This is a genomic window from Acidimicrobiales bacterium (genome assembly GCA_041394245.1).
Classification (GTDB): Bacteria; Actinomycetota; Acidimicrobiia; order Acidimicrobiales; family Aldehydirespiratoraceae; genus JAJRXC01.
In genome coordinates, this window is sequence record JAWKIR010000004.1 from 22,840 (window position 1) to 49,706 (window position 26,867).

Below are 26,867 nucleotides of genomic sequence, written 5' to 3' on the forward strand. Positions count from 1 at the left end.
GGTCAGGCGCCGGTGAGTCGGGTGCGTTCCGGTTCGATAGCGAAGCGGTCGCAGTAGGAGCGAATCGGCGCACTGGCGAGCACCTGGTCGTGCTCGTAGCCCATCGTTGCCAACTCGGCAGGCGGCGACGACCGCCGTCCGGCCCGTTGCGCATCCAGGAAGGCGTCGATGCCGGCTGCGTCGTCATCGTCGAACGCGATGTCTGCGGCGCCGAAGACGTCCGATACGACCGCGCTCGGGTCCGAGACCAGCGCCGGATACGCCACATGGGTCGGTCCCTCCTTCGACGTGTCGGTGAAGGCGTGCAGCGCAGCGAGTTTCGGCTCCACGCCCGCTTGGATCACTCGACCTCGTACACCGTCATCGGTCATCGGATTGTTCACGCAGAACGGGTCGACGATGGATTCGCCCATCGCCGCCATCGACACGATGCATCGGAACGGGTCACGGTCGGTGATGACGAAGCGTGCTTCGGGGAACACCGTTGCGAAGGAGTCGATGTGTCGCCCGATCTGGGGTGCCTTCAGCACCAGAAATCCGCCGGGCTCCACCGGGTGCTTCCACAACAGGAGCTGGACCACGCGTCGGTAGTTCTCGTAGGAACGGCGCTGATCTTCGAGCGCCAGGAAGTCGGCCCATGCCGGCATGCACAGGCCAGCAGCGCCCCCCAGCATCGAGACACCATCGATGAATCCCCACACGCACTCTTCGGGTTCGTCGGCGTTGACCCAGTGCATGCGTTCGAGCAGTGATCCCCGGAGCTTGTCGACGGACTGCTGCACCATCTCGATCCGTGGGTCGGTGTCGAAGGTCGCGGTCTGCGGCGGTGGCAGCGGTTCCATCAACTCCCACCGCAGCAAGGAGCGTCCGTGTCGATGGGTGGCGAGCAGATTGTGGAGGAGTGTCGTGCCGCTCCGTTCGAGTCCGGTGATGTAGAGAATCGGTGGGAGAGCGACCTCGGCGATCTCGGGATGGGCGTCCAGCGTCGCGATCACCCGAAGCCGCCGGGCCACGTCTCGCACTGCGAGACTGCGGAGGAACCGTCGTCCGAAGTCGGTCAGATTGTCCTGTGCGAGATCGTTCACCCACGCCGCGAGGGGCGCGAGAAACCAGTCGTCACCGAAGTCGTCGAGGCCGGTCTGCCGGCTCGCCTCGTCCAGAATCCCCTGCACGGATCCGGTGTCCATGCGAGCCGACGCTAGCGGACGGCCCGAAGTCCTACCGGCGTCGCTCCGAGCGGACCGCGGCGCCGCCGAGGCGGAGGAAGCGGAGATCGCCGAACGGCGTGCCCGCCACCGCGTTGCACACGAAGGCGACCGCCAGGCCTGAATCGGGGTCGCCCCAGCCTCCCGAACCACCGAATCCGAAGTGCCCGAACCCGTGCGGCAACACCCCGGCCGTCGTGGCCGCCATGTGGTAGCCGAGGCGCCAGCGCATGTTGAACCCGATCACCGAGTCGCGCGCGCTCGTCTGGATCTCGGTGGCCCGCGCGGTGGTCTCGGGCGACAGCAGACGCGGCTGGTCGAACGCATCGGGAGTGGCGAGGGCGGCGTACATGCGGGCCAGGGACCGGGCGGTGAACACACCATTGGCGGCCGGGATCTCGCCGTCGTGGATCCGGTCGGTCAGGGTGAGATCGAGGAAGCCGTCGACCAGGAGCGCTTCGACGAACGGGCGGTAGCGGTCGCGCGTCTCCAGCCGGCGGCCCAGCCGCTCCAACCGGTCGACGGATTTGCGCGACATCAGCAGGTCCGCCGCCCGCGCCCGCTCGGACTCGGGGAGACCGATACGGAGCCCGTCGAGACCGAGAGGCTCCGCGATTTCGCGTTGGACGGCCTCGTCGACCGTGAGCCCGGTGACGCGACGGATCACCTCGCCGACGAGCCACCCGTAGGTGACGGCGTGGTAGCCGGGTCGAACGCCCGGCTCCCAACGCGGTGCGGCCGCGGCGAGACGCGCGGTCATGTCGTCCCAGTCGAGGAGCGTCTCTGGTGTACTCACCAACCTCCGCACGTCGTGCATGCCGGCCTGGTGGGTGAGGAGGTGACGGATCGTGATGCGGTCCTTGCCCGCCGCCGCGAACTCGGGCCAGTAGCGAGCCACCGGATCGTCGTAGTCAAGTTCGCCGCGATCGACGAGCCGGTGCACGACCGTCGCGACCACTCCCTTCGTCGTGGAGAAGCTCGTCGCCATGGTGTCGCGCTCCCACGGGTTGCCGGCTGCGTCCTTGACGCCGCCCCACGCGTCAACGACCAGCTCGCCGCGGTGGTACACCGCCACCGCCGCGCCACCGCGGCCGTTCCGGAACCGGCCACCGCCCAGCGCGCGACGCAGCTTCTCGGCAACCGGGGCGAAATCGGGGTGGACGTGTCCGTGCATGAGCGAGAGCTTGCCTCGGCTAGCCCTCGCTGCCGGGCTCGTCCGGGGGTGTGGCTGGGACGACGGGCTTCCAGTCGTCGGCCGCGTTCTGGACCACAGAGGTCGAGACGATCTCGATGCCGGCCCGCTCGAGGCTCGTATGGATCCGGCGCGTCACGTCGTCTTTCACCGTCCGGGCGTTTCGAATCGGGACGACGAATCGGACCGCGAGGCGCATGTAGTCGGTGTCGGCGGACGCGAAGACCTTCGGCTCCACTTCGGCCGCGGGCACCGGGAAACGCCGACGTACGTCACTCATGGCCTGCCGCGCCCCTTCGGAGGCGGACTGGCGGCGGGCTTCGCGTTCGAGGATCTCCGAGGCGCCGTGCCAGTCGCCGTGGTGCGGGATGGCTACTTCGAGTTCCTCCCAGATGAACTCGAAGTAGCTGCTGTAGTTGTAGACGGGTTCCGTGAACGACGACTTGTTCGACACGGTCACGACCCGGCCCGTGTATTGGTTGCCCTGCACCCAGGTGGACCCGCCGGCCGACCCGATCTCCATCAATCGCGTCTTCAGCAACGAGATGTCGATCACGTCGCCGTGCACACCGGCCATCTGGACCCGGTCACCGACCCTGAAGATCGAGCCGAAGGTGATGTTGAACCAGCCCGCGATCGCGCCGATCACTTCCTGCATGGCGAACGCGACACCGGCCGTGGCCAGTCCCAGTGCCGGCGCGAGGTTGCCGTCGAGTGGGCGCCAGATCAGGATCAGCGCGACCAGGAGCGCGAGCCAGCCGCCGGCGCGGATCAGCCGCCGGGCGTTGTAGCTCTGCTGAGGGTCGTCGAACGCCCGACCCACGCCGCGGCCGAGGCTCCACGTCACCAGGAGCGCCACCGCGGCGATCGCGACCGTCAGTGCGCCTCGCCCCCACGCCGAGTCGACTTCGAGGGCCGCAACCACTGTCGGGTGCTCGGCCGCAACCGTCATCAGTTTCGTCGTGTGCACGTGGCGTGCCCCCTTGCCGGGTTCGGGCCCCTGCCCAGCGGCTCCCATCGACCCTAGCGATGTCGGCGTCGGTCGGTGCGGGCTCGGTCAGCGGCCGCCGAGGGCGAGATCGTGGAGCATCCGTTCGGCGACGTCTCGACGGGCCCGGGTCGGTCGGCTGTTGGCGATCCCCACGAACTGACGGACGGTGCCGGCGCGGAGCTCGAGGGCGGCGACGAGTGTGCCGCGCTCCTCGAGGCCGACGACCACCGACCGGCCGCTGCGCACCGGACCGGCATAGTCCGCGAGGCAGTTCGAGAGCCGCCGACCCCACCGCGCCAGCTCCGCCGGGTCGCGGGGCAGTACCAGTCGGTGCTCGCCGAGTCGATAGCCGTGGGCGATCCCGACACTCGGCGGATAGTCGAACACGCCGGCGCCGGCGGGGCCGTCGTTCGGGGCGATGCGGGGCACGGCCGGGAGGGGATCCGGCTCCGCCGCGGGTGCGGGGTCGACCGGCTGGGCACACGGCGTCCGCTCGACCCTGGGGACGGCTGGTTCGCGCCGCTGGAGCGGCACGGCCCGTGCGGCCTGGCGTTCGAGATCGGCGACGTTGCGGGCCAGGGTCAGCTCCGCGACGACCGCGAACGGCTCGACCACCGTCAACGCCCGTCGCAGCCGGGCGCCGCCATGCTCCACACGGAGCGCATCGACGGCGAGCTCCGTGGCAGTGGTCTCGCCGACCGTGCGCCACAGTCGGCGCAGCTGCGCGATGTCGTCGTCGCTCGGCCAGTGCTGTGGTGGCAGCCATCGGCCCCCGCCGGCGAGGACCGTGGCCAGCCGCTCCGGCGGGAGGTGGTCGGCCAGCGAGATGGCGAGTCCGAGGGGCCGCAGGTCGGGCGCGGCCCCGGCGGGTGCGCCGTCGCCGGGCATCATTCCCCGAGGGAGGGCGCGAGCGACACCGCGCGTTGCCGTAGGGCCGAAGGCGACCCGGGCCGCGGCACCGGCCGACTTCGCCCGCAGGATCGCAGCCGCCCAGCGGGGAACGTGCGGAAGGGGCCCGGCGCCGCCCCGCCGGGCCAACAGGGCAAGGGGGAACGACAACGACGCGAGCAACGCATCGAGATCGCCGCGGTCGCGGTCGGGGAGGTCGCCGAATCCCCACCGGTCGGCCTCGTCGTACGCGGCGCCGGCCACACCGGCGCACCACCGATTCGGGTCCTCGCGCCGAGCCCGCGCCTCACGGCGCAACATGGTGGGAAGGGTTCCGGGCTGGGTGCTGACATCGATGCAGCGGTCGCCGCCGAGCATGGAGATCCACACGTGCACGACGCCGTCGTGATGGTCGATCCGCGCCACCGTCCGGTCGAGGATGGTGATGTCGAGCCGACCGCTCGAAGGGGTCGCCGAAAGAGAAGAGGTGATCACAGGCATGGGGAATGCCGGCCCCGCAACCGGCTCGACCCATACAAGTGTTCGCCCGGGCCGCCGTCAAGCGCGTCGTTGCGATCGGCTCGTAGGGTCGTGGTCGTACCGGCCGAACCGATCAAGGGAGACTCACGACCATGCCCACCACCGTCACCTACCTGGTTCCCGGCATCAGCTGCGATCACTGCAAGCGGCGCATCGAGAACGGAGTCGCGCCGGTCGACGGCGTGGAATCCGTGGATGTCGACGTCGATGCGAAGACGGTCGCGGTGACGGGTGGTGACGCGGCCGCCATCGAGGCGGCGCTCGTCGAAGCCGGCTACGCCCCGACGAGCAGTTCGCGCTGACGGGTCGACCGGCGGCGGTCAGGTACGCGTGGGTTTCGCGCCGGCCGCCGTCACCCGGATGACCGGCCGGCCGGCGAGGGACTGACGTGACGCCTCGACGTCGGTCAGGCCGGCCGCGCGGAGCAGCACGCCCATCTCGTCGGCGTCGACCATGGTGAAGCCGTGGTGTTCGGGACCGTGCTCGCGCCCGAAGCGTTCGTAGTCGGGGTGCGACGGATCGGTGAACAGTTCGTCGACCAGCAGCACCCGGCCCCCCGGCTGGAGCACACGGGCGATCTCGGCCACACCGCGTTCGACGTCGTTCCAGTGATGCATCGTGTTCACCGCCCAGATCGCGTCGATGGTGTGATCGCCGACGGGGAGACGCTCGGCGGTTCCGTCGACGACCTCGACGTTGCGGCGGCGGCTTCCCATACGGCGGATCGTGAGCACCCGCCGCATGAACGGTGTCGGTTCGACGGCAACCACATGCACGCCGGTGCCGGCGGCCCGCATGGTTCCGGCGCCCATGCCCGCACCGATGTCGAGGACCCGCTCGCCCGGCTGCGGATCGATGCTGTCGACCACGGCGTCGTTGAGCGACGACCGCCACATCGTCGGCAACCAACGGAGGTAGCGCAGCGCACCCTTGATCCCCTGGTCGTTCTCGTGACCGTGATGGTGATCGTGGTGCTCGTGAGCGTGCTGCTCATGGTCGTGCTCGTTCGGCATGTGGTCAGTGTCGCAAGACTTCGTGGGGTTCGCTCGACTCGAGCGCCGTCGGTGGCCGTCTGGTCTACGGTTCGGAGAGGCGAGCGACTTCCGTCTCGTCGCTCGGGCTCCCCCGACGATCGGCGGGACCCCGTCACCGGCGATGACCGTACGTTCGATCCGTTCACCCTCGTGGCCACCTGCGGCGGGTGACATCAGGGGAGTAGACCGGTGCATGTGATCTTCGCCGCAGCACAGTCGATCGACCCGAATCCGTTCCTGCTCACGCTGGCCCTGGCCGCGGTCGTAGGTGCCGGCGCGGTGCTCGTCGTGCTGTGGGCGACCACCCGGCCGCCGCGCCCGGAGGTCGGATCCGTCACGATGGATGTCGGCGCGGAGCCGCCGGCGATCGTGGATCTCCTGACCGGTGGGTTCGAGGTGGAGGACGATGCGGTGCCCGCCACCGTGGTCGACCTCGCCGCCCGGCGATGGTTCGACATCGAGGAAGTGGCCGGCGGCAATGTGATCGTGCGCCTCCGTCGACGCGAGGGCAAGGGTGAACTGGCTCGCTACGAGGCGCGGGTCATGCGTCACGTCGAGCAACATGCCGTGGACGGCGTCGCCCCTGCCGCCGCGCTCACCGTCGGCCCCGAGGGTGTGTCGAAACGATGGTGGAGGGGATTCGTCCGCGAGGTCACTCGTCACGGTCGCGATCTCGGCCTGTGCCGTCGGCGGTGGGACTTCGTCCATCTCGCCATCCTGTGGGTGCCGATCGTCGTGGCGTTCGCTCTGCTGTACCTCACGGTGGCCACGGCCGAGCGGGTGGAGGCGGCCGGCGGCTGGGGGGAGCCCGGCTCGGTGCTCGCCACCGTCGGATTCGCAGCTGCGATCGCGATTGCGGCCATCGCCCGCCGGATCACCAGGTCCGACGCGCAGGCCGAAACGGCCGCCGGGATGGAGGCAGCCTCGCGCTGGCTCGGCGTGCGCGAGTACCTGGCCCAGACGGGCTCGTTCGACGAGGCCGGCGCCGCCTCGGTGGCGATCTGGGAGCGACAGCTCGCCTACGCGACGGCGATGGGTCTGGCTCCGGTCGTGCAACGCCAGCTCCCGTTCGAGACCGAACACGACCGTCATGCATGGAGCCTCGCCACCGGTCGATGGCGACGGGTCAAGATCCGCTACGTGTCGCTGCGCCCCGGCTGGGGCGAACCGCCATGGTGGGTTGCCATCGGTGGCGCCGTGCAGACGGCGCTGCTCGGTGTGGTGGTGTGGGTGGGTCTGTCGCTGGCCAGGGAGGACTTCGACCTCGGCGACTTGCCCGACGGCGCGCAGACATGGCTTCCCGTCGCGGGCACCGTCGCTGCGGCCATCGCCGCTGTCGTCATCGTGTGGACCGCCGCGAAGGCGGTGTTGGGTGTGCTCGACCTCTTCCCCCGCCGCGAGATCGAGGGTGTACTGGTCCGACGCCGCGAGTACCGGACCGGCCATCGCCTGCCCAAGGTCGTCCAGTGGGCGATCTGGTCCGGACGCGACTCCGGGGGCATCTCGCGAGATCAACGACGCCGGCGGCGGTACATGCTGGCCATCGACGACGGAACCGACGAACGCATCGTCGCGTACCGGTGCCGGCGTTCGGTGTTCGACGCAGTGCAGCAGGGGGCGACGGTGAAGGCGAAGGTGACCCCACGGCTGGGCTATGTCGCGTCCATCGAGCAGCGGCGGGCCCCGCTCACCGGCGGCGAACCCGCCGTCGTCCACGAACTCGTCGAAGACATGACCGGGCGGGCCACGGCCGCGGCCGGAGCGTTCGCCGCCCAGGTCGCCGAACGGTTCGGTCAACTCGAACACATGACCGACGAGGATGGCCGACCGGTGCTCGATCGGCGCGACGAGAACGGTCGTTCGATGCGAGAGGCGTTGACCGGGGCGCAGGAGCAACTCCGGGGACTCCAGGTCCCGACGACCGGTGTCGGCCCGCGAGACTCCGCGGGAGCGAGCGTCCTCGGGGGGTTGATGAGCAGTGTCGCGGAGGTCGTCCGCCGTCTCGAGGAGCCGGGCGACACGACGGTCGACGACCCGTCGACGCATCCGTCGGAGTGACCAGTGCCTGATCCGGGACCGATGGCTCGGTGGATCCCGGGTCTGGCGCGTCTGCGTACGCCCACGCCAGGCGGCCTGCGGGCCGATCTCGTCGCCGGCCTCGCGGTCACATCGCTGCTGATCCCGCACGGGATGGCCTACGCCGAACTGGCCGGTGTCCCCGCGGTGACGGGTCTCTACACGACGGTGTTGGCGCTGATCGCCTACGCCCTGTTCGGGCCGTCGCGGCTGCTGATGCTGGGGCCCGACTCGGCGCTCGCCCCGCTCATCGCCGCAGCGATCGTGCTCGTGGGGGCCGACGGCGACCCGGGCCAGGCGGTCGCCGCCGCCGGAATGCTGGCCCTGCTCACCGGCGCGGTGTGCCTTGCCGCGGGTCTGGCTCGGCTGGGCACTCTGGCCGAGTTGCTGTCACGGCCGGTGCGGGTCGGTTACCTCAACGGGCTGGCGATCGTGATGGTCGTCAGCCAACTCCCGAAGCTGCTCGGTTTCGCCACCGACGGCGACACGACCCTCGAGACTGCGATCGACGTGGTCGAGGGCGTGGCCGACGGGGCGACCGACACCACCACTCTCGTGGTCGGGCTCGCCAGCCTCGCGGTGATCGCGGCGTTGTACGTGCGCTCGCCGCGCGCGCCGGGGGTGCTGGTCGCCGTGGCCGGGGCGACGTTCGCGGTGGCGGTGTTCGATCTCGACATCGCCATCATCGGCGAGGTGCCGTCGGGGTTCCCGCGACCCGATTGGCCCGGGATCGAGGCCGGCGACGTGGCGCCCCTGCTCGGTTCGGCCGTCGGCATCGCCTTGCTGACGCTGAGCGACACCTCCGCATTGTCGCGAGGTTTCGCGTCCCGCCACGGGCAACCGGTCGATCCCAACCGGGAGATCGCGGCGTTGGGGATCGCCAACCTGTCGGTCGGGGTGTTCCAGGGCTTCCCGGTCAGCGCCAGCACCACCCGGACGACGGTCGCCGAGGTGGCCGGCGGGCAGTCGCAGCTGGTGGGTGTCATCGGCGCGGTGCTCGTGTTCGCGCTCGTCGCGCTCGGGAGCGGCCTCGTGCACGACGTGCCGTCGGCCGCGCTGGCTGCGATCGTCATCGCCGCGGGCGTGCGGCTCTTCGACCTCGCAGCCTGGCGATGGTTGCTCTCGGCCCGCCGCAGCGAGTTCCTCCTGTCGCTGACCGCGACGGTCGGTGTGGTCGTCATCGGTGTGCTCGAAGGGATCGTCGTCGCCACGATGCTGTCGCTGGGCGTCTTCATCCGACGCGTGTGGCGTCCACACGACGCCGTGCTCGGCCGGGTGGAGGGTCGCAAGGGCTACCACGACCTGGGGCGTCACCCCGACGCTCGCCAGGTCCCGGGGCTGCTGCTCTTCCGTTTCGACGCACCCCTCTTCTTCGCCAACGCCGATCACTTCGCCCGTCGGGTGTGGCTGGGGATCGACGCTGCCGCTGATCCGGTGCGTCGGGTAGTGGTGGCGGCCGAGCCGATGTCCGACATCGACACCACCGGTGCCGAGGTCCTGTCGCGTCTGCTCGACGAGCTCGACGAGGCCAACATCACGCTGGTGTTCGCCGGCCTCAAAGGCCCGGTCAAGGACCGTCTGCACCGCTACGGCCTGTACGAACGGATCGGGGCCGGTGGTTTCCACTCCACCCTCGGCCGCGCCGTGCAGGACTATGTCGACGCGAGCGGGGTCGAGTGGGTCGACTGGGAGGAACGTCCCGAGACTCCCGACTGATCCTCGGACCGCCCGTGTCGAGGTCGATCAGAGGTCGCCGAGGAGATCGGCGAGGAGACGGGCGGCGTCGGGATCGAGCACGACGGTGCGGTCGAACGCGTCGGTGTGGAGACGAAGTCGTACGGAGTCGTCCTCGCGGGCGACGCCGATCCCGCGCCAGCGTGGGTCGTCGATCAGCGGGCCGGTGGTGCGGCCCGGCCTGTCGCCCAGGGCGATGCGAACCCGCTCCGCCAGCCGGTGGGCGCCCGGATGGGGCAGATCGGCGCGTACCGGCAGTCGACCCCTGGTGAGAAAGATGACCGATGGTCTCGACGGCCGGGACAGGAGGACCAGACCAGTGGCGCCGCGCTGCTGCCAGGCGCTGCGGGGAACGAAGCGGGCGCCACCTCGTCGGAGGACGTCGATGTCCTCGGCGAAGAGCTCGTCGCTGTCCGGAACCGGAATCGCATTGCGTTCCCCGGCCCGCAGAGTGGTGATCGACAGTCCGCGCATGGGGTCCCGCGGCCGTGTCCGGCGCCTCGGGCGAGGCTCCCGCAGCTGTGCGATGGCGCGCTGGAGTTCGGTGCGGTTGTCGTAGGGACCCGAACTGCGGTCGTCGGACATCGATCGAGTGGGCTCAGCTGCCCGTGAGTCGCAGGGCAAGTCGGACCGCGGCGACGACCGCGGCCCAGCTGGCAAGTGCGAGTCCTGCGATGACCACCGCCCGTCGTCGTCGCTGCCGCCAGGTCTCGTGTCGTTCCGCCATGTGGGAATTGTCGCTCGTTGCTGTGACATCCGGGAGTGTCACACCCCCTCTGCATCATGGGGATCGTGACATCGGGGGATGTCACGGACTTCCCCGACTGAGGAGATGCAATGGTTGAACAGGCGATGAACGAATCCGACGACCCCCTGAATCAGGTGATGGCGGGCATGGCCGCGGGCGATGCTGCGTTCCTGTTCGCCTTCGTCGACGAGTTCGGTCTCAAGGTGCGCTGGGTGGTGCGCTCCATCCTCGAGGGGATGGGTCGCCACGACGTCGTGCGCAATGCCGATGAGCTCGATGGGCTCACGCTCGACGCGTGCGACGTGATCTTCCGTCGGGCCGGTGGGTGGAAGCCCGGCGGCGCGGCGCCGTGGAACTGGGCGTTCAAGGCGATCCGGGCCGACGTGGCTCGCTCGATCGGTCATCGGGTCGTGGAGCTCGGCACCGACGACGATCGCGACGGCGAAGTGGAATCCCACGGCGACGTGGTGTTCGACTCCGCCGTCGACGATCTGGCGGTGCTGATCGGGCGACATCCACGGGTCGGGGTGCTCGACCGGGCGATCCGCTCGGTCGGTTCCGAACGCGATCAACTCGTGTACTGGGAGTACCGGATCCAGCAGGGTATGGGCGATCCGTCGCCGGCTCATACGGTGGGCGCGAGGTTCGGGCTGAAGCCCGACAACGTGCGCCAGCTGTGTCGGCGCCACGGCAAGAAGGTGTGGTCCCTCGTCGAAACCGATCCCGACTTCGCCGAGCTCCGCGATCATGGATGGTTCGCCGCATGAGCGGCATCGATCCGACCGTCGTCATCGAACGCATGGCCCGGCGGCTCAGAGCCGACCGTGCGCCGCATCCGGTTGCCGGTGCGGTCGCGCTCGCGGCTCGGGGACACACCTGCCTGACGCTGCACGAGTTCGCCGCTGTGGTGGATCTGCCGGCGGCGACGGTCAGATCGGCCGAGCTCGGCTGTGTCGCGTTCGGCGAACTCCCATCGGCGATCGGTGCGCAGGCGGGGGAGACGGGTGCCGACCTTCTCTCCCTCGCCGATCTCGAAGTCGAATGGCGCAGCGGCCCACCGGCCAGCGCGGCCGCCCCGTGACCGAGCTTTTGGGCTGTCCAGCGGCGCCTGAGCTGCGTGCGGCGGCCGCGGCTGGACGCCGCAGAGGTCGCGATCAGAGTGTCATCGAACCCGATGGCGAGTTGATTCTGGCCCGCAAGGGAGCGATGTCGATCCTGAGGTTGCCGCGATCGGCGGCACTCTTGGGCTGAGACTCGGACAAGTGTGTGGCCAGCACTTCCCTGACTCCGGGATCGCCCCGCTCGATGTGATCGGCGATCGAGCGATGGAACGAGAGGGCGTCTCGGCGCTCGGCCATAGTCGGATGGTTGCCCGCGTGGACGACCTCGGACACCCAGCGATGCTCGTGTGCAGACCACAGGCGCTCGAGAGCTCCGGTGACGAGGCTCAACGCGCCGTTGCCACAGTTGGCCACGAGCGCCTCGTGGAACTCGCGTGACAGCGCAACCGCCGAGATCGCGTCGTCGAGCTGTTCCTCCATGCCATCGTTCAATCTCGTGAGCAGGGGAACGACGGCTTCCGCTCGGTCTTCGCGCAGGGCGCAGAACACTGCACACTCGGGTTCGAGGACTCGGATCGCATCGCCCACCTCGCCGAGGGTGACACTGTCGGCGGTGAGGACGAGGCCCAAGGTGTAGGCCGCCGACGCACTGGTCGGGAGGTGGATGTCCGATCCGCCGACATTGCCGCGACGCACGGTGATGAGGCCCTCCGCCTCCAGAATCGCGAGGGCCTCGCGGATCGAAGCCTTTCCGACCCCGAAGCGGGCCCGCAGCTCGTCCTCCTTCGGGAGGTGGTCGCGCAACGAGCGGTCGAGGATGTCCTCGCGGATGGCGTCGGCGACCAGCTCAGAGGTCTTCATCGGTCGTACGCTGCGTTGTTCGGCCGCCGTCGACGGTTCGGAATTCATCTCGTTGGTTCCTCAAGCGGTGCTAGGGCCGACAATCGGCGATGTGCGGATCCCGCCATCATTCGTACCATATGCACGTCGCGTCCTGACGGCCCGATCGTTGCTCGGCGCCGACGCGCCGAGGCGCATTCTCCGGTTCCGGGTGGTAGCGGTTGCTGCAAGGGCCAGGCGGCAAGGGTGCCAAGCGAGACCCGACCCGGTCCCTGCCGGTGCGCCCGACGGGTCCGAAGCCATGTCGGAGACACGGCGAGATGTGGCAAGGGACGCTGCGACGGACTCGGTCGATGCGATGAGGGGATCATCATCGGAGTCATGCTCGAGGGCATGAGTTGCGCTCCAGTCGACAGGCATATCATCAGTATGATACGAATCATACGCCCACCGCACTGGTACGGGCCGTAGATCATCTCGTGAGGGGAAGTTGATGAGGAACGTCCGATACTGGGTGTGCCTGTTGTTGGCGCTGATGCTGATTGCCGCATCGTGTGGTGACGACGACTCGGGCACCGCCGACGACATCGGCGGTGACAGTGGTGACAGCGGTGGCTCCGGCGACGCTGAAGACAGTGGGGACTCCGGCGACGCCGGTGACGCGACCGAGTGCACGGCAGAGAACGTCGGCGGTGATTTGACCTTCGGAACTTTCGCCCCGACGGCGGGTCTCGATCCGGTCCAGATCACGGGCGGCGGCACGTCGGGCGAGATCGAGAGCGTGGCGGTGTTCGACACGCTCGTGCGCTACGACCAGGCGTTGAACGACTTCGTGCCCCACATGGCCGAGTCGGTCGAACCCAACGACGACTACTCCGAGTGGACGGTTGTGCTCCGTCCAGGTATCTCCTTCTCGAACGGCGATGCTCTCGACGCCACCGCGGTGAAGGCGAGTATCGAGCGACACACCGCCGAAGACAGCACCTCTCGGCTTCGCGGTCTCGTCGCCGGCAACGTGGTGGCCATCGAGATCGTCGACGATCTCACCCTCTCGTTCGAGCTCGCGGAGTCCTGGCCGAAGTTCCCGTACCTGCTGAGCCGCCCGCCCGGAATGATCACGAATGAAGCCGTCGTTGCCGATGTCGGCGCCGAGGCATTCCAGCTCGATCCGGCCGGCGGTGGTGCGGGTCCGTACACCGTCGCTCGTTTCGTGCCGAACGAGGAACTCGTTCTCGAGGCCCGGGCCGATTACTGGGGTGGCCCGGTGTGCATCGAAACGCTTCGTTTCATCTGGGTGCCCGGGGGGCAGGGAACCTGGGAGGCTTTCCAGTCCGGTGAGATCCAGGCCGGGTTCCTTCGGGAGCCGGCCGCGAACGCCGACGCGATCGATGCCGGTGTCGACGTCTTCCGCTACCTCAAGAACGCAGGTGGCATCGTCGTTGCGAACAACGGTGCGAGAGGTTCGGACACGCCGACGTCGGACGTTCGGCTCCGCCGAGCGCTCCAGTTGGCGATCGATCCGGTGCTGTTCGACGATCGCGTGAATGATGGTGAGAGCCTCCCGACATCCGCGGTCGTCCACCCCGACAGCATCTTGTCGACGGGAGCCGAAGGCTTGCCCTACGATCCCGACGCTGCTGCGGCGCTGGTCGAGGAAGTGAAGGCCGAGGGCGAGTGGGACGGTTCCATCCGTCTGTACTGCCACAACGCTCCGAGTCGTGCCGACTGGCCAATCGCCATGGAGGCGCAGCTCGAAGCGGTCGGCTTCGACGTCGAGGTGAAGAACGACTGGGACATCCACTCGATGATCAAGGCGGTGCTCATCGATGGTGACTTCGACCTGGCGTGCTGGGGTTTCAACATCGAAGAGGAGATTCCCTACAACGCCATGCAGCTGAATTTCACGACGGACAATCCCTCGAACTTCATCGGCTACTCGAATGCCGAGATGGATCAGGCGATCGCCGATCTGAAGGCTGCGGACTCGCTCGAAGCGGAACAGGCAGCGATCGCGGACATCCAGGAGGTCTGGAACGAGACCGTGCCCAGCCCGATCTACGAGGCGCTCGAGGAGATGATCATTGCCGACGATTCGGTCCGGGGTCTTCTCAGCGGTTCTGCAGCCAGCGTGGTGTTCAGCGACGCGTACCTCGTCGGCTGAGACGGGGCGTCGGGCGATGTGCGCTGAGGTGCTCACGCCGAACGGTCGGAGGACCCCTCGTGGGGGTCCTCCGACCGGAGCGCCATGACTGCGGGGCGGGTACGAGTATCGCTGGGCCGGGTCGCATCCCAGCTTTTGCGGTTGGTGGTCGTGTTGCTGATCGTTTCGATCGGCACGTTCGGGTTGGTCGAGTTGATCCCGGGCGATCCGGCGCAGAACTTTCTGGGGGAGACGTCGACGCCTGAGGAGTATGTGCGGATCCGGGGTGAGCTCGGGTTGGATCGGCCGGTGGTCACCCGTTATGTCGATTGGTTGGGTTCGGTGCTGACGGGTGATTTCGGCAAGACGCTTTCCCAGCCGGTGCAGCCGGTGAGTGATGTGATCACGGCGGCGTTGCCGGTCAGTTTGCAGTTGGCGGCGATGGCGATGGCGATCGCGTTGTTGATCTCGATTCCGGCGGCGATGTTGTCGGCGCAGAGGCCCGGTTCTCGGCTTGATCGGGTGATCGGGGTGGTCACGTTCAGTGCGGTGTCGATTCCGAGCTTTCTGGCGGCGTTTTTGTTGATTCTTTTCTTCGTGCGGACGTGGTCGTTCTTTCCTCGTGTCACGTGGGTTCGGCTCAGTGCGGACCCGCTCGACAATCTGCATCATGCGTTCCTTCCGGCGTTGTCGATGGCGATCGTGGAGATCGCGGTGTTCACGCGGCTCCTACGGAGCGATCTGATCTCGTCGTTGCAGGAGAGCTATGTCCTCGCGGCGCGGGCGCGCGGCATGGGGAAGTGGGAGATCATGTTCAAAGAGGTTCTGCGGCCGTCGTCGTTCTCGCTGGTGACGCTGGCGGGTGTGAGCCTCGGCCGTCTGATCGGCAGCGCAGTGATCGTGGAGACGATCTTCGGCCTGCCGGGCCTCGGCCGGGCGATCGTGGGTGGTGCCGGGCAACGTAATTACACCCTGGTGCAGGGTGGGGTCCTGGTTCTGGCGTTCATCTATGTGCTGGTCAATGCTGCGGTCGATGTCGGCTACACGCGACTCGATCCCCGTCTACGGAGGCGTGCGACATGACCGACACCATGCCCGAGCCGACACTGGCCGACAACGCAGCCACCGGTGAGGACGAAGCAACGGCGTCCAGAACCCAGCTGGTCGGCGCCGGGCTCTTCGTGCTCGGTCTGGTGGTCGTGTGGGTCGGTCTCGATCTGATGTCGGGATTGTCGGCGTGGCCCCGGTCGATCGTGTCGGTGGTCGGGGTGACGGCGTTGTATCAGGGGTTCGATCAGTTTGTCCGGCTGCGCTACCCGAGTGTGGAGCCGGGCCTGGTCTTGGCGGTTGGCTGGCTCGTTCTCGTCGTGTTGGTGGCCGTTTTCGCTGGTGTTCTGCCGTTGGGTGAGCATCAGAACGCGTCGGCGACGCTTCGGGTGCCGTCGTATGAACGCCCGGACCTGTTCAGTTCGCACCCGCTCGGGACGAATCAGCAGGGTCTCGACATGCTGGGCCGTCTTGTGCACGGGGCGCGGGTGTCGCTGGTGGTCGGGATCGGCGCGGTCGCGGTCGGCATGTTCATCGGTGGCATGGTCGGCCTGATCGCCGGTTTCTACCGGCGCGGTGTCGACACGATCGTCGGCATCATCACCGACGCGTTGTTGGCGTTCCCGCCGCTGGTCATGCTGGTGGCGTTGGCGTCGGTGCTCGACCGGAACCTGCGCAACACGGTCATCGGTCTCGCAATTCTCGCGGTGCCGACCAACATCAGGCTCGCGCGGGCCAACACGATGCGGTTCACCGAGCTCGAATTCGTCCAGGCCGCGCGGGGCATGGGGGCCAAGAACCGACGCATCATCCTGCGCGAGCTGCTGCCCAACATCGCGTTGCCGATGCTGTCCTACGCGTTCATCATCGTCGCAGTGTTGATCGTCGCCGAAGCATCGATCAGCTTTCTCGGTCTCGGTATCCAGCAGCCCAAGCCGACCTGGGGCAACATGATCGCCGAAGGCGACGGCGGCGTCTTCGAAGACCACCCCCACATCGTTCTCGTGCCCGGCCTCACGATGTTCCTCACCGTGTTCGCGTTCAACCGGGTCGGGGAGTCCGCCCGCAACAGCCTCGGAGCCAGCGAGCTCAGCCTGTAACCGAACCCGCTCCGCCGACCGCCACCGGAACCTCGGCCGGGTGATGGCACGCCACGAAACGGCCCCCGCCGAGCGCCCTGATCTCGGGCTCCTCACGGGCGCACAGATCGCTCGCTCGGTCGCAACGCGTGCGGAAGCGACAACCCGACGGCGGGTCGAGCGGGGACGGCGGCTCCCCGACGATCGCAGTGTCCGGCAACAGCCGGGTCGGATCGGGTTGCGGGATCGAGTCGAGCAACACCCTCGTGTACGGATGCGCCGGCGACTCGTAGAGCGCCTCGGAATCGGCGATCTCACAGATTTTGCCCAGATACATCACGATGATCCGGTCACTCACGTTCTTGACCACCGCGAGATCATGCGAGATGAACAGCATCGTCAGCCCGTAGCGGGCCTTCATGTCCTGCAGCAGATTCAGGATCTGAGCCTGCACCGAGACATCGAGCGCCGACACCGGCTCATCACACACCAGCACCGCCGGGTCGAGCATCAACGCCCGGGCGATGTTGATCCGCTGGCACTGACCACCGGAGAACTCGCCCGGCATGCGATCACCCACCACATCGGGATCGAGACCCACGTCGAGCAGGATCTTGTCGATCCGCTCCTCGGTGGAACGGGCCGGATCGGCACCCCAGATATCGATCGCCTCGGCAACGATGTCGCGCACCTTGCGGCGCGGATTCAGCGCCGCGATCGCGTCCTGGAAGATCATCTGGAGCCGGGTCCGGTGGCGACGCATCTCCTCGCCATGCAACGTCGTCAGTTCCTGCCCCTCCAGCTTCACCGACCCACTCGTCGCCGGCTGCAACTGCACCACCGCACGACCAGTGGTCGACTTCCCACAACCCGACTCACCAACGAGCCCGAGCGTCTCACCGCGAAGAACGTCGAAGCTGACCCCCGACACCGCGTGGACCTTCTGGCCACCGGCGGCCGGATACTCCACGACCAGATCCTCGACCGAGAGGACGACATCGCCATCGCGAAGATGCGCCGTACCCGTACCCGCCATCAGACCGGAACCTCCACGTCCACACGCAACCCCGCAGCGGTCACCCCCGCACGACGATTGATCTCCAACGCCTCTTCACCCGCCTCGGTACCGATCGGGAAGTGACACCGATGCCAATGATCTCCATCGACCGCAACCGGCGCCGGTTCCGTCTCGAGACACTCAGGCTGCGCAAGACGACACCGCGGCGCATACCGACACCCCGCCGGCGGCGCCGCCAGATCCGGTGGCCGTCCACCAATCGCCTGCAACCGTTTGCCCGGCGGATCCTCGATCCTCGGGATCGACCTCATCAGATCCACCGTGTACGGGTGCCGGGTCTCCGCGAACAACGCACCAGTCGGCGCCGACTCCACCACCCGCCCCGCATACATCACCAAAATCCGATCCGTCCGCCCGGCGACGACACCGAGATCATGCGTGATCAAAATCACCGACATGTGATGACTCTGCTGCAACGACTCCAGCAGATCGAGAATCTGCTTCTGAACCGTCACATCCAACGCAGTCGTCGGCTCATCCGCAATCAACAACGCCGGATCACAACTCAACGCAATCGCAATCATCACCCGCTGACGCATCCCACCCGACAACTCATGGGGATACTGACGAAGCCGCTTGGTCGGCTCAGGAATCCCGACCTGCCCCAACAACTCCACCGCCCGCGCCGTCGCATCCGCACGACTCCCCCCGAGATGACGTCGGATGTTCTCGACCAACACCCGCCCGATCCGGCGAACCGGATTCAACGACGTCATCGGATCCTGGAACACCATCGAGATCTGATCACCCCAGTAATGCTTGCGCTCCGACGAAGTGATCGCCGAGAGGTCCACGCCATCGAACACGATCTGCTGCCCGGACCCGGTCACCGCCGAGGACGGCAACAAATCCATCAACGAACGAACCAACACCGACTTCCCCGAACCCGACTCACCCACGATCCCGATCGTCTCCGCCCGCCGCAACGAGAACGAAACATCATCCACCGCCACCAACGGCCCACGAGGCGTCGAAAACGTCGTCCGCAGCGACCGCACGTCCAACAGCACGTCGTTCTCAGCCGCCATCAATCGCCCCCTGTGTAAGTATCGTAAAATATGTATAATAGTCGGGTTGGCGTCAGCGCACCCCTTCCGTCGGGATTGCGAACGCGGCGCCTTGCTGTCGTATGGTCCGCCGTCCGTCTGACTCGAGGGGGTCATCGTGCTGGAACCGCAAATGAGCTGGGATGAGGCGGTCGCGATCCTGACGGCGCCTGGTGCCGACTTCGAAACGGTCGAGGAGATGGTGCTGGGCGAGTCGATGCTCGTCTTCAAGAACCGGGCTCGCACGTTGCCCGATCTCCTTCGCTCTACGGCGGAACGATTCGGCAACGCGGACTGTCACGTGTTCGACGGTGGCCCCCGCGCCACCTTCACCGATGTCGCGGATCGGGCTGCGTCGGTCGCCCTTGCGCTGTCCCGTGACCACGGCATCGGACCCGGCGACCGCGTCGCGATTCTCGCCGCGAACTGCATGGAGTGGATCGACGCCTTCTGGGCCGTCGTTTCGTTGGGCGGGATCGTCGTTGCCATGAATGGCTGGTGGACCGCCGAGGAAGTCGACTACGGCATGGCCCTCACCAGCCCGAAGCTGCTCGTGGTCGATCGGCCCCGTCTCGAACGCATGTCCGAGCCGCCGGATGTGCCGACCATCGTGATCGAGGACGACTTCGCTGATCTGCTTGGCACTGACGCCTCCGCCGGACTCCCCGAGGTCGAGATCGCCGAGGACGACCCGGCGGCGATCCTGTTCACGTCGGGTACCACCGCGCGGCCGAAGGGTGCCGTCACCTCTCACCGTTGTTTCGGCGCGTTCGTGTCGATGTCCCACGTCGGTGCGGCCATCAATGCGCTTCGATTCCCACCGACCGATCCTGCGCCGGCTCCAGCCGGGCTCGCGACGAGCCCGCTGTTCCACGTGTCGGGGCTGCACACAAGTGCCATCACGGGCATGGCCAGCGGCGTCAAGTCCGTTTGGCCGGCGGGTCGTTTCGACGCCGACAACATCATGCGGCTCACCGCCGAGGAGAAGATCTCCCATTGGGGAGGAGTCACAACCCACCTCTGGCGGCTCGTGCAGTCTCCCAACATGGCGAACTACGATCTCTCCAGCGTCCGATCGGTCGGCGGTGGGGGGTCGGTGTGGTCGCCCGAGCTGCAGCGCACCATCAGACAGGCACTCCCGAACGCCTCCCACTCGGTCATGGTCGGGTACGGCCTCACCGAATCCGGTGGGCTCGCCTGCACCGCGCACGACGAGCTGCTTCGCCGTCATCCCGACTCCGTCGGGCGGCCGATTCCCACGGTCGAGGTTGCGATCAAGGACCCGTCGGACGTCGACCTGCCGGAAGGGGAGGAGGGTGAGGTGTGCCTGCGGGGGCCGGGGATCATTCCCGGCTACTGGAACAACCCGGAGGCGACCCGACTCGCCCTGCGCCCGGGCCGGTGGCTTCGCACCGGCGACATCGGCCGGTTGGTCGATGGCGTCCTGTATCTCTCCGCGCGCAAGGGCGACATGATCATCCGCGGCGGCGAGAACATCTCCCCGGTGGAGATCGAGAACCGCCTGGATGAGCATCCGTTTGTCGTCGAAGCGGCAGTCATCGGCGTCGAGCATCGTGAGCTGGGCCAGGAAGTGAAGGCCATCGTCGTGCATGCTCCGGGTGCTCCCGTCACGTCAGAGGAACTGTCGGCCTTCGTCGGCCAGGCGCTGTCGTACTACAAGGTGCCGAGCATCTGGGAGATCCGCACCGAGCCGTTGCCGCGCAACATCACCGGCAAGGTGCTCAAACGTGAGCTCCTCGAGGGCTAGGCATGTCCGGGCATGGCGATGCCGGCGCGCCAAAGGGGTGAGAGCTTCGTAGCGGGGTGAGCATGCCGGTTGCGCGCCGCCGCGCCTATTGGCGAGGCCCACTGAAAGGAGCGCGACACCGTTGCACCGCCCTGGGATCTATCATTCGTATGATACGATTAATTCGTTCAGAAAGGACGACCCCCCATGGCGAATCTCCAGTGGAAGATCGGTGATGTCACCGTGACGAAGATCGTGGCCCTCGAAACCGCGCTGCCGGAGGGCATGCTCGTCCCGGAGGCGACCACTGCGGCGCTCGAACCGTACCGTTCCTGGTTGGCCCCGAACTTCATGACGAGCGACAGCCAGCTGCGCGTGTCCTTCCATGCGCTCGTCGTCCAGACGCCCACCTGTCGAATCGTCGTCGACACCTGCGTCGGCGAGCACCGGATCCCGGGGATGGGAGGGCTCTTCGCCGGCGCCAAGAGCCTGCCTGACGCACTCGCCGAGAACGACACACCTCGCGAGAGCATCGACTACGTGATGTGCACCCACCTTCATTTCGATCATGTGGGGTGGAACACCATGCAGGTCGACGGTCGCTGGGTACCCACCTTCGAGAACGCTCGCTACATTTTCGCCCGGGAGGAATGGGAACACTGGAGTTCGGTCGAGGAGAACCATTTCGCGATCAACTTCAATGATGCGGTCCGTCCCGTAGTCGATGCCGGTCTCACCGAACTCGTCGACACCGACCATCAGCTCTGCGATGAGGTCCGGCTGGTCCCGACTCACGGCCATTCTCCGGGCCATGTGTCGGTGCTGATCGAGTCGGGCGGCCAGCAGGCACTGATCACCGGGGATTCGGCCCACCACCCGGTCCAGTTCGCAGAGCCCGATTGGGGCGTGCCCGCAGACAGCGACACCGTGGCTGCCGCAGCGACCCGCCGCTCCATGCTTGCCGAGTACGGAGACCGCGACGTGCTCGTCATCGGTACCCACTTCGCCGGCTGTACGGCGGGTCATCTTGTCCAGACCGACGAGGGCTGGCAGTTCCGTCCCCACGATGGGGGAACGGACGCAGCGTGAACGAAGACATCCGCGCGATGGTGCAAAGCGCGCCGGAAGTGCTCTCGCTCGAGTCCTTCCGGAGGCCGAAGACGGGTGACAACGACGGCTTGGTGCGCATCGAGGTCTGTGGCATCTGTGGCACCGATGTCGAGACGCTCTCCGGTTCAGGGCCCAAGCTGACGTACCCGCTGATTCCGGGCCACGAGCCAGTCGGCATCATCGAAGAGATCGGAGAGCGTGCGGCGCAGCGTTGGGATCTCGTCCCCGGTGATCGCGTCGTTCTCCAGTCGGACTTCGGGTGTGGGCGATGTCGTCGCTGTATGGACGGCCATTTCTGCGCCATCGCCCCCGGCAACTACGGCTTCATGCCCACGGCTGTCGAGCCGTCGCTCTGGGGGGGATTCTCCGAAATGCTGTACCTCGCCCCCGGCGCGGTTCCGCACAAGATCTCGAAGGACCTCGATCCCCGTATCGCTGCTCTCTACAACCCGTTGGGTGCGGGGTTCGCGTGGGCGATCGAAGCCCCCGGACTTCAGTTCGGTGACACCATCGCGATTCTGGGGCCGGGGCAGCGCGGCCTGGCTTGTGTCATCGCCGCGAAAGCGGCCGGCGCTGATCGCATCTTCGTCACCGGGCTCGGGTCGAAGGACCAGATGAAGATGTCGTTGGCGGTCGAGTTCGGCGCCGACGTCGTCATCGACGTCGAAGAGGAAGCCGCACTCGAGCGCGTCCTCGAGGAGACGGACGGGCGCGGCGTCGATGTCGTGGTCGATACCACCCCGTACGCCACGCAGCCGGTGGTCGACGCCATCCGTATGGCGTGCCTCGGCGGCACGATCGTCCTCGCCGGCATGAAGGGTGCGGACACGGCCATTCCGGCCTTTCCGTCCGATGAGGTGCTGCTGCGCTATCAGACGATCAAGGGCGTCCGTTCGGTCGACTACAAGAGCTTCCAGCGTGCCGTCAAGCTGATCGAGTCGGGCACTGTTCCGGTGGAGAAGCTCCACACGCACCATTTCCCGCTCGAAGCGGCATGGGAGGCAGTTCACGCGCTGGCGGGAGAATCGGACCGTCCTGCGGTCTCCGTCACCGTCGAGCCATGACTCAACTCGGCGGCGCAGCGAGACCGCGCCGCGTTCGTCGACCAACTACAGAAGGATTGCCAACCATGGAGCATGAGCATTTCGCCACTGCGACCTACGTCACCTACTCGCTCGAGCGCACGCTCTCATCGGAACCCGACGCGGTCTGGGAGGTGGTCAGGGACTTCGGCAATGTCGGCTGGATTCCGGGCGCGACCAAGGCGGTGTCCTATGACGGCGGGCCGGGGGTCGGACTTTCCCGCATTCTGCACAACCGGGACCAGGGTCCGATTCGGGAGACCCTGATTGCGTTGAGCGAGGCGGATCGCACGATCACCTACACGGTCAGCCGCAACATCCCGTTTCCGGTGAACTACTACTGCGCCACCATGCGGGTTGGCGAGGACGGCGGCAAGGCTCATGTCACGTGGTCCTGCGTGTACGAACCCGAGGACGCCACTCCCGAGCAGGCAGCCGCGGCGATCGAGGCGCTCTACAACCTCATGCTCGACTGGATTGACGACTTCGCCGCCTGATCGCGGTCAACCCGCGTCGGGACGGTGCCCATGGTCGCCGAAGAGTTCGGTGACGCGGGCGCGGAGTTCGGCCTTCGCGATCTTTCCACCCGAGGAGATCGGCAGCGCATTGAGTACGGCGATGTGTTCCGGCCACCATTCCTTCGAGACACCCCGCCGGTCCAGGTGCTCGGTGATGTCGCCGAGTTCGAGTGAGTGGCCGTGGCGTGGCTGGATGCAGATGCCGACCCGTTCGCCGAGTGCGGTGTCGGGGACTGCGATTGCTGCGGCGAAGGCGACGTCGGGGTGGGTGAGTACCTCTTCCTCGACTGCGGGGGCGCTGATGTTCTTGCCGCCGCGGACGATGAAGTCGGCGGATCGGCCGATGACTGTGAGCCATCCGTCGTCGTCGATCTCGACGATGTCGCCCATGAGCATCCAGCCGTCGTCGGTGAACAGCTCGTCGTTGGCGCTGTCGTCGTCGAAGTAGCCCGGGCTGGTCGCCCGGCCGCGGCAGGCGGGTCGGCCGATTCCCTGGTCGCCGGGGATGCGATGGCGCTGCTCGTCGTAGAGGCGGACCTGCATTCCGGGAATGCATCGACCCCCGGTTCGGATGCGCTTCTCGAGCGGATCGCTGACACGCGTTCCGGAGAGAAGGCCCGTCTCGTTCGAGCCGTAGAAGTTGAGGACGGCGCACCCGGTGGCTTCTTCGAAGGCGCGCGCTTTGGCGATCGGGAGCCGCTCGCCACCGGTGAACAGCACCCGCAGCGAGGACAGGTCGAGACCTTCCGCCTGATCGAGAATCATCGCGAACTGAGAGCTGACGGCGCACAACACGGTGACCCGGTGGCGTTCGATCAGCTCGGCGGCGGCGCGGGAATCGAACTTCCGCTGCACGACGCAGGGCACGCCAAGGATCGTGGGGCTGTAGTGGCTGGTCCAGAGTCCGAAGCCGAACGGGGCCGGCACGACACTCATCCACACCTCGTCGCGTTGAAGCTCGCCGAATTCCGCGGCCAGCTCATGGAAGTAGAACCATCGGTCCTGCGTTTGCATGACGCACTTCGGGAGGCCGGTCGTCCCGGATGTCGAGTTGAGCATGCAGAGCTCCGAGGGCCCCACCGGTTGGAGGGGTTTGGCGGTGGGACCCTCGTCGAGCCCGGGGGATCCGTCACCGTCGTGAACGGTGATGAGATTCGCAATTCCGAGCCGCCCGCACAGCGATCGAGCGGCGCCGAGCCTGGTGCTTTCCGGCATGATCGCGATCGTCGGGGACGTCTTGGCGACCAGGCTGGCCAGTTCGCGCTCTCCCGCGCGCCATCCCACTCCCACGGAGACCACGCCGGCGCGTTCGCAACCGAGCAGGGCCGCGTGGACGGCGCCGCCGTCGGGAAGGAGGACCACGGCCCGTTGGCCGTACCGCACCCGCATACCGGCGAGGCGCTCGGCAATCGCGTCGCCCAAGGCGTCGTACCCGGACCAGGTGAGGGCGGTGTCGCCCCAGCGGTAGGCATCGTCCGTAGGCCGTCCGGCGGCGAGCGACCGGACCTTGTGGTCGAGTGTCGAGGGCACCATTGAATCAGACATAAGATACGAATGATAAACCTAGCTGACGGCGTTGATCGCGTCGAAAGTGGTGTAATATCCGAATGATTCTGATGTAGAGACCTTGGAAAGGTGTCGAGCATGGCACTCCAGCAAGATGCGTTGGCCGTACCGCCGCTGGGGGTCACGTTGCGCCCCGAGCAGGAACTCGCCTGCGCGTTTCGCGCGCTCGCCGCGGATGGGTTCAGCGAGAACCTCGCCGGCCACATCACCTGGGTCGATCGCACCGATGGGTCCATGCTCGTCAACCCCTGGGGTCTCTGGTGGGGAGAAGTCTCGGCGTCGGACATCTGTCGCATCAGTGCGGGCGGCGCGGTCCTTCAGGGTCATTGGGATGTCACGCCGGCGATCCACATCCACACCGAGCTTCATCAGGCGCGCCCCGACGCGGCGGTAGTCGTCCACAACCATCCCTACTGGTCGACCGTCCTCGCCGCACTCGGTGAGCTTCCTGAGATCTTCCACCAGACGGGTTGCCTCTTCCACGAGGAGATGGTCTTCGTCGACGAGTACGACGGCACCATCGAGACCCCGGAGATGGGTTCGGCCCTCGCGGCGGTCATCGGCGACGCGAACATCGCGCTGCTCGCCAACCACGGCGTCATCGCGATGGGCGCCACTCTCGCCGAAGCGGTGTACCGAGCCGGGACGTTCGATCGGCAGTGCCGGTTGGCCTACGACGTCCTCCGGGCGGGCGGAAGCCCTCGCTCGGTCCCGGAGGCGGCCCGGCGTCCGTTGCAGAGGACCTTGGTCGAGCGGGCCGCAGACGTCTACTGGGCCGGCGTCGTGCGTCGCGTGGTCGGGTCAGAGCCGAGAGTGTTGGCGTGACCTCGCGCCGCCGAAACGACGGAATGAGGACTGAGCATGGCAAGTCTTGAGGAACTCCAGAAGAACACTGCGTTCACTGTTGCCGGCAGGGAGGGCAGCAGGGCGGTCACCTTCCTTCCCGAGCCACCGAGGGCGAGACGTCGCTTTCCGGTCATCTCCGTCGACGATCACATCGTCGAACCCCCGCACACATTCGAGGGCCGCTTTCCGGCGGCGCTTGCGGACCGCGCGCCCCGCGTCGTCGAATCCGACGACGGCGGGCAGGCGTGGGTCTACGACGGTCAGGTGATGCCCAACGTCGGATTCAACGCCGTCGTCGGTCGTCCGGTGTCGGAATACAGCTTCGAACCGGCACGATTCGATCAGATGCGGCGCGGCGCCTGGGACATCGACCACCGCGTCGCGGACATGGACCTCGCCGGGATCTGGGCATCGATGTGCTTTCCGTCCTTTTTGCCCGGGTTCGCCGGTCAGCGTCTTCAGCTGACGGTCGACGACCCTGCGCTGGCGTTGGCATCGGTGCGCGCGTGGAACGACTGGTGCATCGAGGAATGGGCCGGAACTCATCCAGGCCGGATCATCCCGATGCAGCTCCCCTACCTCCTCGACGTCGAGATCGCCGCCGAGGAAGTGCGGCGCAACGCCGATCGGGGGTTCAAGGCGATGACGTTCTCCGAAGCACCCGACAAACTGGGTCTCCCCAGCCTCCACAGCGGTCACTGGGATCCGCTGATGGCCGCCTGCGAAGAAACGGACACGGTCGTCTCGTTGCACATCGGATCGTCGGGAGAATCGCCGTCCACCGCGGCGGACGCTCCGCCAGATGTCGTCGGCGTGCTGTTCTTCGGCCACGCGATGTTCTCCGCCACGGACTGGCTCTACTCGCAGATCCCCGTCCGGTTTCCCGGTCTCAAACTGTGCATGTCCGAGGGGGGCATCGGGTGGGTCGCCGGTCTCCTCGACCGACTCGACCACGTGCTCAAGTACCAGGAGATGTACGGCACCTGGAAAAGCGACCTCACGCCTCGCGAGGTCATGCAGCGCAACTTCTGGTTCTGTGCAATCGATGATCCCGCAGGCTTCGAAACCCGCCACCACATCGGGGTCGATCACATTCTGATCGAGTCCGATTACCCACACGCCGACTCGAACTGGCCCGACACGCAGGCACACTTCCAGCGTCAGTTCCGAGACATCCCCGACGACGAAGTCGCGCGGATGGCTTGGCAGAACGCGGCAGACCTGTTCCGCCTCGACGTCCCGGCCCCTGTGATCGCCGACCCCAACGCGCTCTGGCCCAGCGAGCGCTGATCTTCGCAG

At 67.1% G+C, this 26,867-nt stretch carries 25 protein-coding genes; 14 read left to right on the forward strand and 11 right to left on the reverse strand.

Annotated features, from left to right (window positions below; translation table 11 throughout):
- Nucleotides 1-2: 2 nt before the first annotated feature.
- From R2707_18910 to R2707_18925, 4 genes are all read right to left on the reverse strand, one after another.
- Nucleotides 3-1,187, reverse strand: a complete 1,185-nt coding sequence (locus R2707_18910) for a sulfotransferase (protein ID MEZ5247165.1) — start codon at nucleotides 1,185-1,187, stop codon at nucleotides 3-5.
- A 31-nt stretch (nucleotides 1,188-1,218) separates the two neighbouring features.
- Complete coding sequence (locus R2707_18915; protein ID MEZ5247166.1) at nucleotides 1,219-2,379, reverse strand: serine hydrolase domain-containing protein; 1,161 nt, start codon at nucleotides 2,377-2,379, stop codon at nucleotides 1,219-1,221.
- A gap of 19 nt (nucleotides 2,380-2,398) precedes the next feature.
- Nucleotides 2,399-3,367, reverse strand: a complete 969-nt coding sequence (locus R2707_18920; GenBank protein MEZ5247167.1) for a mechanosensitive ion channel — start codon at nucleotides 3,365-3,367, stop codon at nucleotides 2,399-2,401.
- Nucleotides 3,368-3,454: 87 nt separating this feature from the next.
- Entirely contained in the window at nucleotides 3,455-4,777 is a 1,323-nt protein-coding gene (locus R2707_18925; protein MEZ5247168.1) for a hypothetical protein, read from the reverse strand.
- A 131-nt stretch (nucleotides 4,778-4,908) separates the two neighbouring features.
- Here R2707_18925 and R2707_18930 point away from each other — a divergent pair, with 131 nt between their 5' ends.
- Nucleotides 4,909-5,118: a heavy-metal-associated domain-containing protein gene (locus R2707_18930; protein MEZ5247169.1), complete on the forward strand. Its 210-nt coding sequence runs from the start codon at nucleotides 4,909-4,911 to the stop codon at nucleotides 5,116-5,118.
- Between the two features lie 18 nt (nucleotides 5,119-5,136).
- Here the strand turns inward: R2707_18930 and R2707_18935 are convergent, their stop codons facing one another.
- A complete protein-coding gene (locus R2707_18935) occupies nucleotides 5,137-5,829 on the reverse strand; it encodes a class I SAM-dependent methyltransferase (GenBank protein ID MEZ5247170.1) in 693 nt (230 codons plus the stop codon).
- 210 nt (nucleotides 5,830-6,039) lie between these two features.
- Between R2707_18935 and R2707_18940 the strand changes: the two genes are divergently transcribed.
- Complete coding sequence (locus tag R2707_18940; protein ID MEZ5247171.1) at nucleotides 6,040-7,908, forward strand: DUF2207 domain-containing protein; 1,869 nt, start codon at nucleotides 6,040-6,042, stop codon at nucleotides 7,906-7,908.
- Between the two features lie 21 nt (nucleotides 7,909-7,929).
- Entirely contained in the window at nucleotides 7,930-9,642 is a 1,713-nt protein-coding gene (locus R2707_18945) for a SulP family inorganic anion transporter (protein ID MEZ5247172.1), read from the forward strand.
- 27 nt (nucleotides 9,643-9,669) lie between these two features.
- Here R2707_18945 and R2707_18950 read toward each other — a convergent pair whose 3' ends face one another.
- Nucleotides 9,670-10,134, reverse strand: a complete 465-nt coding sequence (locus R2707_18950) for a hypothetical protein (protein ID MEZ5247173.1) — start codon at nucleotides 10,132-10,134, stop codon at nucleotides 9,670-9,672.
- A 124-nt stretch (nucleotides 10,135-10,258) separates the two neighbouring features.
- Complete coding sequence (locus R2707_18955; GenBank protein MEZ5247174.1) at nucleotides 10,259-10,387, reverse strand: hypothetical protein; 129 nt, start codon at nucleotides 10,385-10,387, stop codon at nucleotides 10,259-10,261.
- A 110-nt stretch (nucleotides 10,388-10,497) separates the two neighbouring features.
- On the opposite strand from R2707_18955, the gene R2707_18960 reads away from it, so the two are divergent.
- Together R2707_18960 and R2707_18965 are read left to right on the forward strand one after the other, a co-directional pair.
- Nucleotides 10,498-11,175, forward strand: a complete 678-nt coding sequence (locus R2707_18960) for a hypothetical protein (protein MEZ5247175.1) — start codon at nucleotides 10,498-10,500, stop codon at nucleotides 11,173-11,175.
- Nucleotides 11,172-11,489 carry a hypothetical protein gene (locus R2707_18965; protein ID MEZ5247176.1) on the forward strand — a complete coding sequence of 106 codons (318 nt, stop codon included), beginning with the start codon at nucleotides 11,172-11,174 and terminating at the stop codon, nucleotides 11,487-11,489. Before R2707_18960 ends, R2707_18965 begins: the two co-directional genes overlap by 4 nt.
- Before the next feature lie 73 nt (nucleotides 11,490-11,562).
- Here the strand turns inward: R2707_18965 and R2707_18970 are convergent, their stop codons facing one another.
- The gene (locus R2707_18970) at nucleotides 11,563-12,330 is read right to left on the reverse strand and encodes a GntR family transcriptional regulator (protein ID MEZ5247177.1); all 768 of its coding nucleotides are present in this window, start codon (nucleotides 12,328-12,330) and stop codon (nucleotides 11,563-11,565) included.
- Nucleotides 12,331-12,802: 472 nt separating this feature from the next.
- On the opposite strand from R2707_18970, the gene R2707_18975 reads away from it, so the two are divergent.
- From R2707_18975 to R2707_18985, 3 genes are all read left to right on the forward strand, one after another.
- Complete coding sequence (locus R2707_18975; protein ID MEZ5247178.1) at nucleotides 12,803-14,470, forward strand: ABC transporter substrate-binding protein; 1,668 nt, start codon at nucleotides 12,803-12,805, stop codon at nucleotides 14,468-14,470.
- Nucleotides 14,471-14,554: 84 nt separating this feature from the next.
- On the forward strand, nucleotides 14,555-15,532 hold the full coding sequence (locus tag R2707_18980) for an ABC transporter permease (GenBank protein ID MEZ5247179.1): 978 nt from the start codon (nucleotides 14,555-14,557) through the stop codon (nucleotides 15,530-15,532).
- Entirely contained in the window at nucleotides 15,529-16,596 is a 1,068-nt protein-coding gene (locus R2707_18985) for an ABC transporter permease (GenBank protein ID MEZ5247180.1), read from the forward strand. Before R2707_18980 ends, R2707_18985 begins: the two co-directional genes overlap by 4 nt.
- Here the strand turns inward: R2707_18985 and R2707_18990 are convergent.
- Complete coding sequence (locus R2707_18990) at nucleotides 16,586-17,611, reverse strand: ABC transporter ATP-binding protein (GenBank protein ID MEZ5247181.1); 1,026 nt, start codon at nucleotides 17,609-17,611, stop codon at nucleotides 16,586-16,588. The genes R2707_18985 and R2707_18990 overlap by 11 nt on opposite strands.
- The gene (locus R2707_18995; GenBank protein ID MEZ5247182.1) at nucleotides 17,611-18,681 is read right to left on the reverse strand and encodes an ABC transporter ATP-binding protein; all 1,071 of its coding nucleotides are present in this window, start codon (nucleotides 18,679-18,681) and stop codon (nucleotides 17,611-17,613) included. Before R2707_18995 ends, R2707_18990 begins: the two co-directional genes overlap by 1 nt.
- A gap of 136 nt (nucleotides 18,682-18,817) precedes the next feature.
- On the opposite strand from R2707_18995, the gene R2707_19000 reads away from it, so the two are divergent.
- The 4 genes from R2707_19000 (at nucleotide 18,818) to R2707_19015 (ending at nucleotide 23,135) form a co-directional block, all read left to right on the forward strand.
- Nucleotides 18,818-20,467 (forward strand): class I adenylate-forming enzyme family protein, encoded by a 1,650-nt coding sequence (locus tag R2707_19000; protein MEZ5247183.1) that lies wholly within the window; start codon nucleotides 18,818-18,820, stop codon nucleotides 20,465-20,467.
- Nucleotides 20,468-20,653: 186 nt separating this feature from the next.
- Complete coding sequence (locus R2707_19005; GenBank protein ID MEZ5247184.1) at nucleotides 20,654-21,535, forward strand: MBL fold metallo-hydrolase; 882 nt, start codon at nucleotides 20,654-20,656, stop codon at nucleotides 21,533-21,535.
- The gene (locus R2707_19010; protein MEZ5247185.1) at nucleotides 21,532-22,620 is read left to right on the forward strand and encodes an alcohol dehydrogenase catalytic domain-containing protein; all 1,089 of its coding nucleotides are present in this window, start codon (nucleotides 21,532-21,534) and stop codon (nucleotides 22,618-22,620) included. Before R2707_19005 ends, R2707_19010 begins: the two co-directional genes overlap by 4 nt.
- Complete coding sequence (locus tag R2707_19015; GenBank protein ID MEZ5247186.1) at nucleotides 22,617-23,135, forward strand: SRPBCC family protein; 519 nt, start codon at nucleotides 22,617-22,619, stop codon at nucleotides 23,133-23,135. The genes R2707_19010 and R2707_19015 overlap by 4 nt, the downstream gene beginning before the upstream one ends.
- Nucleotides 23,136-23,141: 6 nt before the next feature.
- On the opposite strand, the gene R2707_19020 is transcribed toward R2707_19015, so the two are convergent.
- Nucleotides 23,142-24,701, reverse strand: coding sequence for a class I adenylate-forming enzyme family protein (locus R2707_19020; protein ID MEZ5247187.1), 1,560 nt, complete (start codon nucleotides 24,699-24,701; stop codon nucleotides 23,142-23,144).
- Between the two features lie 99 nt (nucleotides 24,702-24,800).
- Between R2707_19020 and R2707_19025 the strand changes: the two genes are divergently transcribed.
- Nucleotides 24,801-25,547 carry a class II aldolase/adducin family protein gene (locus R2707_19025; protein MEZ5247188.1) on the forward strand — a complete coding sequence of 249 codons (747 nt, stop codon included), beginning with the start codon at nucleotides 24,801-24,803 and terminating at the stop codon, nucleotides 25,545-25,547.
- A 36-nt stretch (nucleotides 25,548-25,583) separates the two neighbouring features.
- Nucleotides 25,584-26,858, forward strand: a complete 1,275-nt coding sequence (locus R2707_19030; GenBank protein ID MEZ5247189.1) for an amidohydrolase family protein — start codon at nucleotides 25,584-25,586, stop codon at nucleotides 26,856-26,858.
- Nucleotides 26,859-26,867 lie beyond the last annotated feature (9 nt).

What these genes read in the sequence shown, in the direction of transcription:
- R2707_18910 (MEZ5247165.1), bottom strand. Translation starts at nt 1,187, where the DNA reads ATGGACACCGGATCCGTGCAGGGGATTCTGGACGAGGCGAGCCGGCAG.
- R2707_18915 (MEZ5247166.1), bottom strand. Translation starts at nt 2,379, where the DNA reads ATGCACGGACACGTCCACCCCGATTTCGCCCCGGTTGCCGAGAAGCTG.
- R2707_18925 (MEZ5247168.1), bottom strand. Translation starts at nt 4,777, where the DNA reads ATGCCTGTGATCACCTCTTCTCTTTCGGCGACCCCTTCGAGCGGTCGG.
- R2707_18930 (MEZ5247169.1), top strand. Translation starts at nt 4,909, where the DNA reads ATGCCCACCACCGTCACCTACCTGGTTCCCGGCATCAGCTGCGATCAC.
- R2707_18935 (MEZ5247170.1), bottom strand. Translation starts at nt 5,829, where the DNA reads ATGCCGAACGAGCACGACCATGAGCAGCACGCTCACGAGCACCACGAT.
- R2707_18945 (MEZ5247172.1), top strand. Translation starts at nt 7,930, where the DNA reads ATGGCTCGGTGGATCCCGGGTCTGGCGCGTCTGCGTACGCCCACGCCA.
- R2707_18950 (MEZ5247173.1), bottom strand. Translation starts at nt 10,134, where the DNA reads ATGCGCGGACTGTCGATCACCACTCTGCGGGCCGGGGAACGCAATGCG.
- R2707_18955 (MEZ5247174.1), bottom strand. Translation starts at nt 10,387, where the DNA reads ATGGCGGAACGACACGAGACCTGGCGGCAGCGACGACGACGGGCGGTG.
- R2707_18960 (MEZ5247175.1), top strand. Translation starts at nt 10,498, where the DNA reads ATGGTTGAACAGGCGATGAACGAATCCGACGACCCCCTGAATCAGGTG.
- R2707_18965 (MEZ5247176.1), top strand. Translation starts at nt 11,172, where the DNA reads ATGAGCGGCATCGATCCGACCGTCGTCATCGAACGCATGGCCCGGCGG.
- R2707_18970 (MEZ5247177.1), bottom strand. Translation starts at nt 12,330, where the DNA reads ATGAAGACCTCTGAGCTGGTCGCCGACGCCATCCGCGAGGACATCCTC.
- R2707_18975 (MEZ5247178.1), top strand. Translation starts at nt 12,803, where the DNA reads ATGAGGAACGTCCGATACTGGGTGTGCCTGTTGTTGGCGCTGATGCTG.
- R2707_18980 (MEZ5247179.1), top strand. Translation starts at nt 14,555, where the DNA reads ATGACTGCGGGGCGGGTACGAGTATCGCTGGGCCGGGTCGCATCCCAG.
- R2707_18985 (MEZ5247180.1), top strand. Translation starts at nt 15,529, where the DNA reads ATGACCGACACCATGCCCGAGCCGACACTGGCCGACAACGCAGCCACC.
- R2707_18990 (MEZ5247181.1), bottom strand. Translation starts at nt 17,611, where the DNA reads ATGGCGGGTACGGGTACGGCGCATCTTCGCGATGGCGATGTCGTCCTC.
- R2707_18995 (MEZ5247182.1), bottom strand. Translation starts at nt 18,681, where the DNA reads ATGGCGGCTGAGAACGACGTGCTGTTGGACGTGCGGTCGCTGCGGACG.
- R2707_19005 (MEZ5247184.1), top strand. Translation starts at nt 20,654, where the DNA reads ATGGCGAATCTCCAGTGGAAGATCGGTGATGTCACCGTGACGAAGATC.
- R2707_19015 (MEZ5247186.1), top strand. Translation starts at nt 22,617, where the DNA reads ATGACTCAACTCGGCGGCGCAGCGAGACCGCGCCGCGTTCGTCGACCA.
- R2707_19020 (MEZ5247187.1), bottom strand. Translation starts at nt 24,701, where the DNA reads ATGTCTGATTCAATGGTGCCCTCGACACTCGACCACAAGGTCCGGTCG.
- R2707_19025 (MEZ5247188.1), top strand. Translation starts at nt 24,801, where the DNA reads ATGGCACTCCAGCAAGATGCGTTGGCCGTACCGCCGCTGGGGGTCACG.
- R2707_19030 (MEZ5247189.1), top strand. Translation starts at nt 25,584, where the DNA reads ATGGCAAGTCTTGAGGAACTCCAGAAGAACACTGCGTTCACTGTTGCC.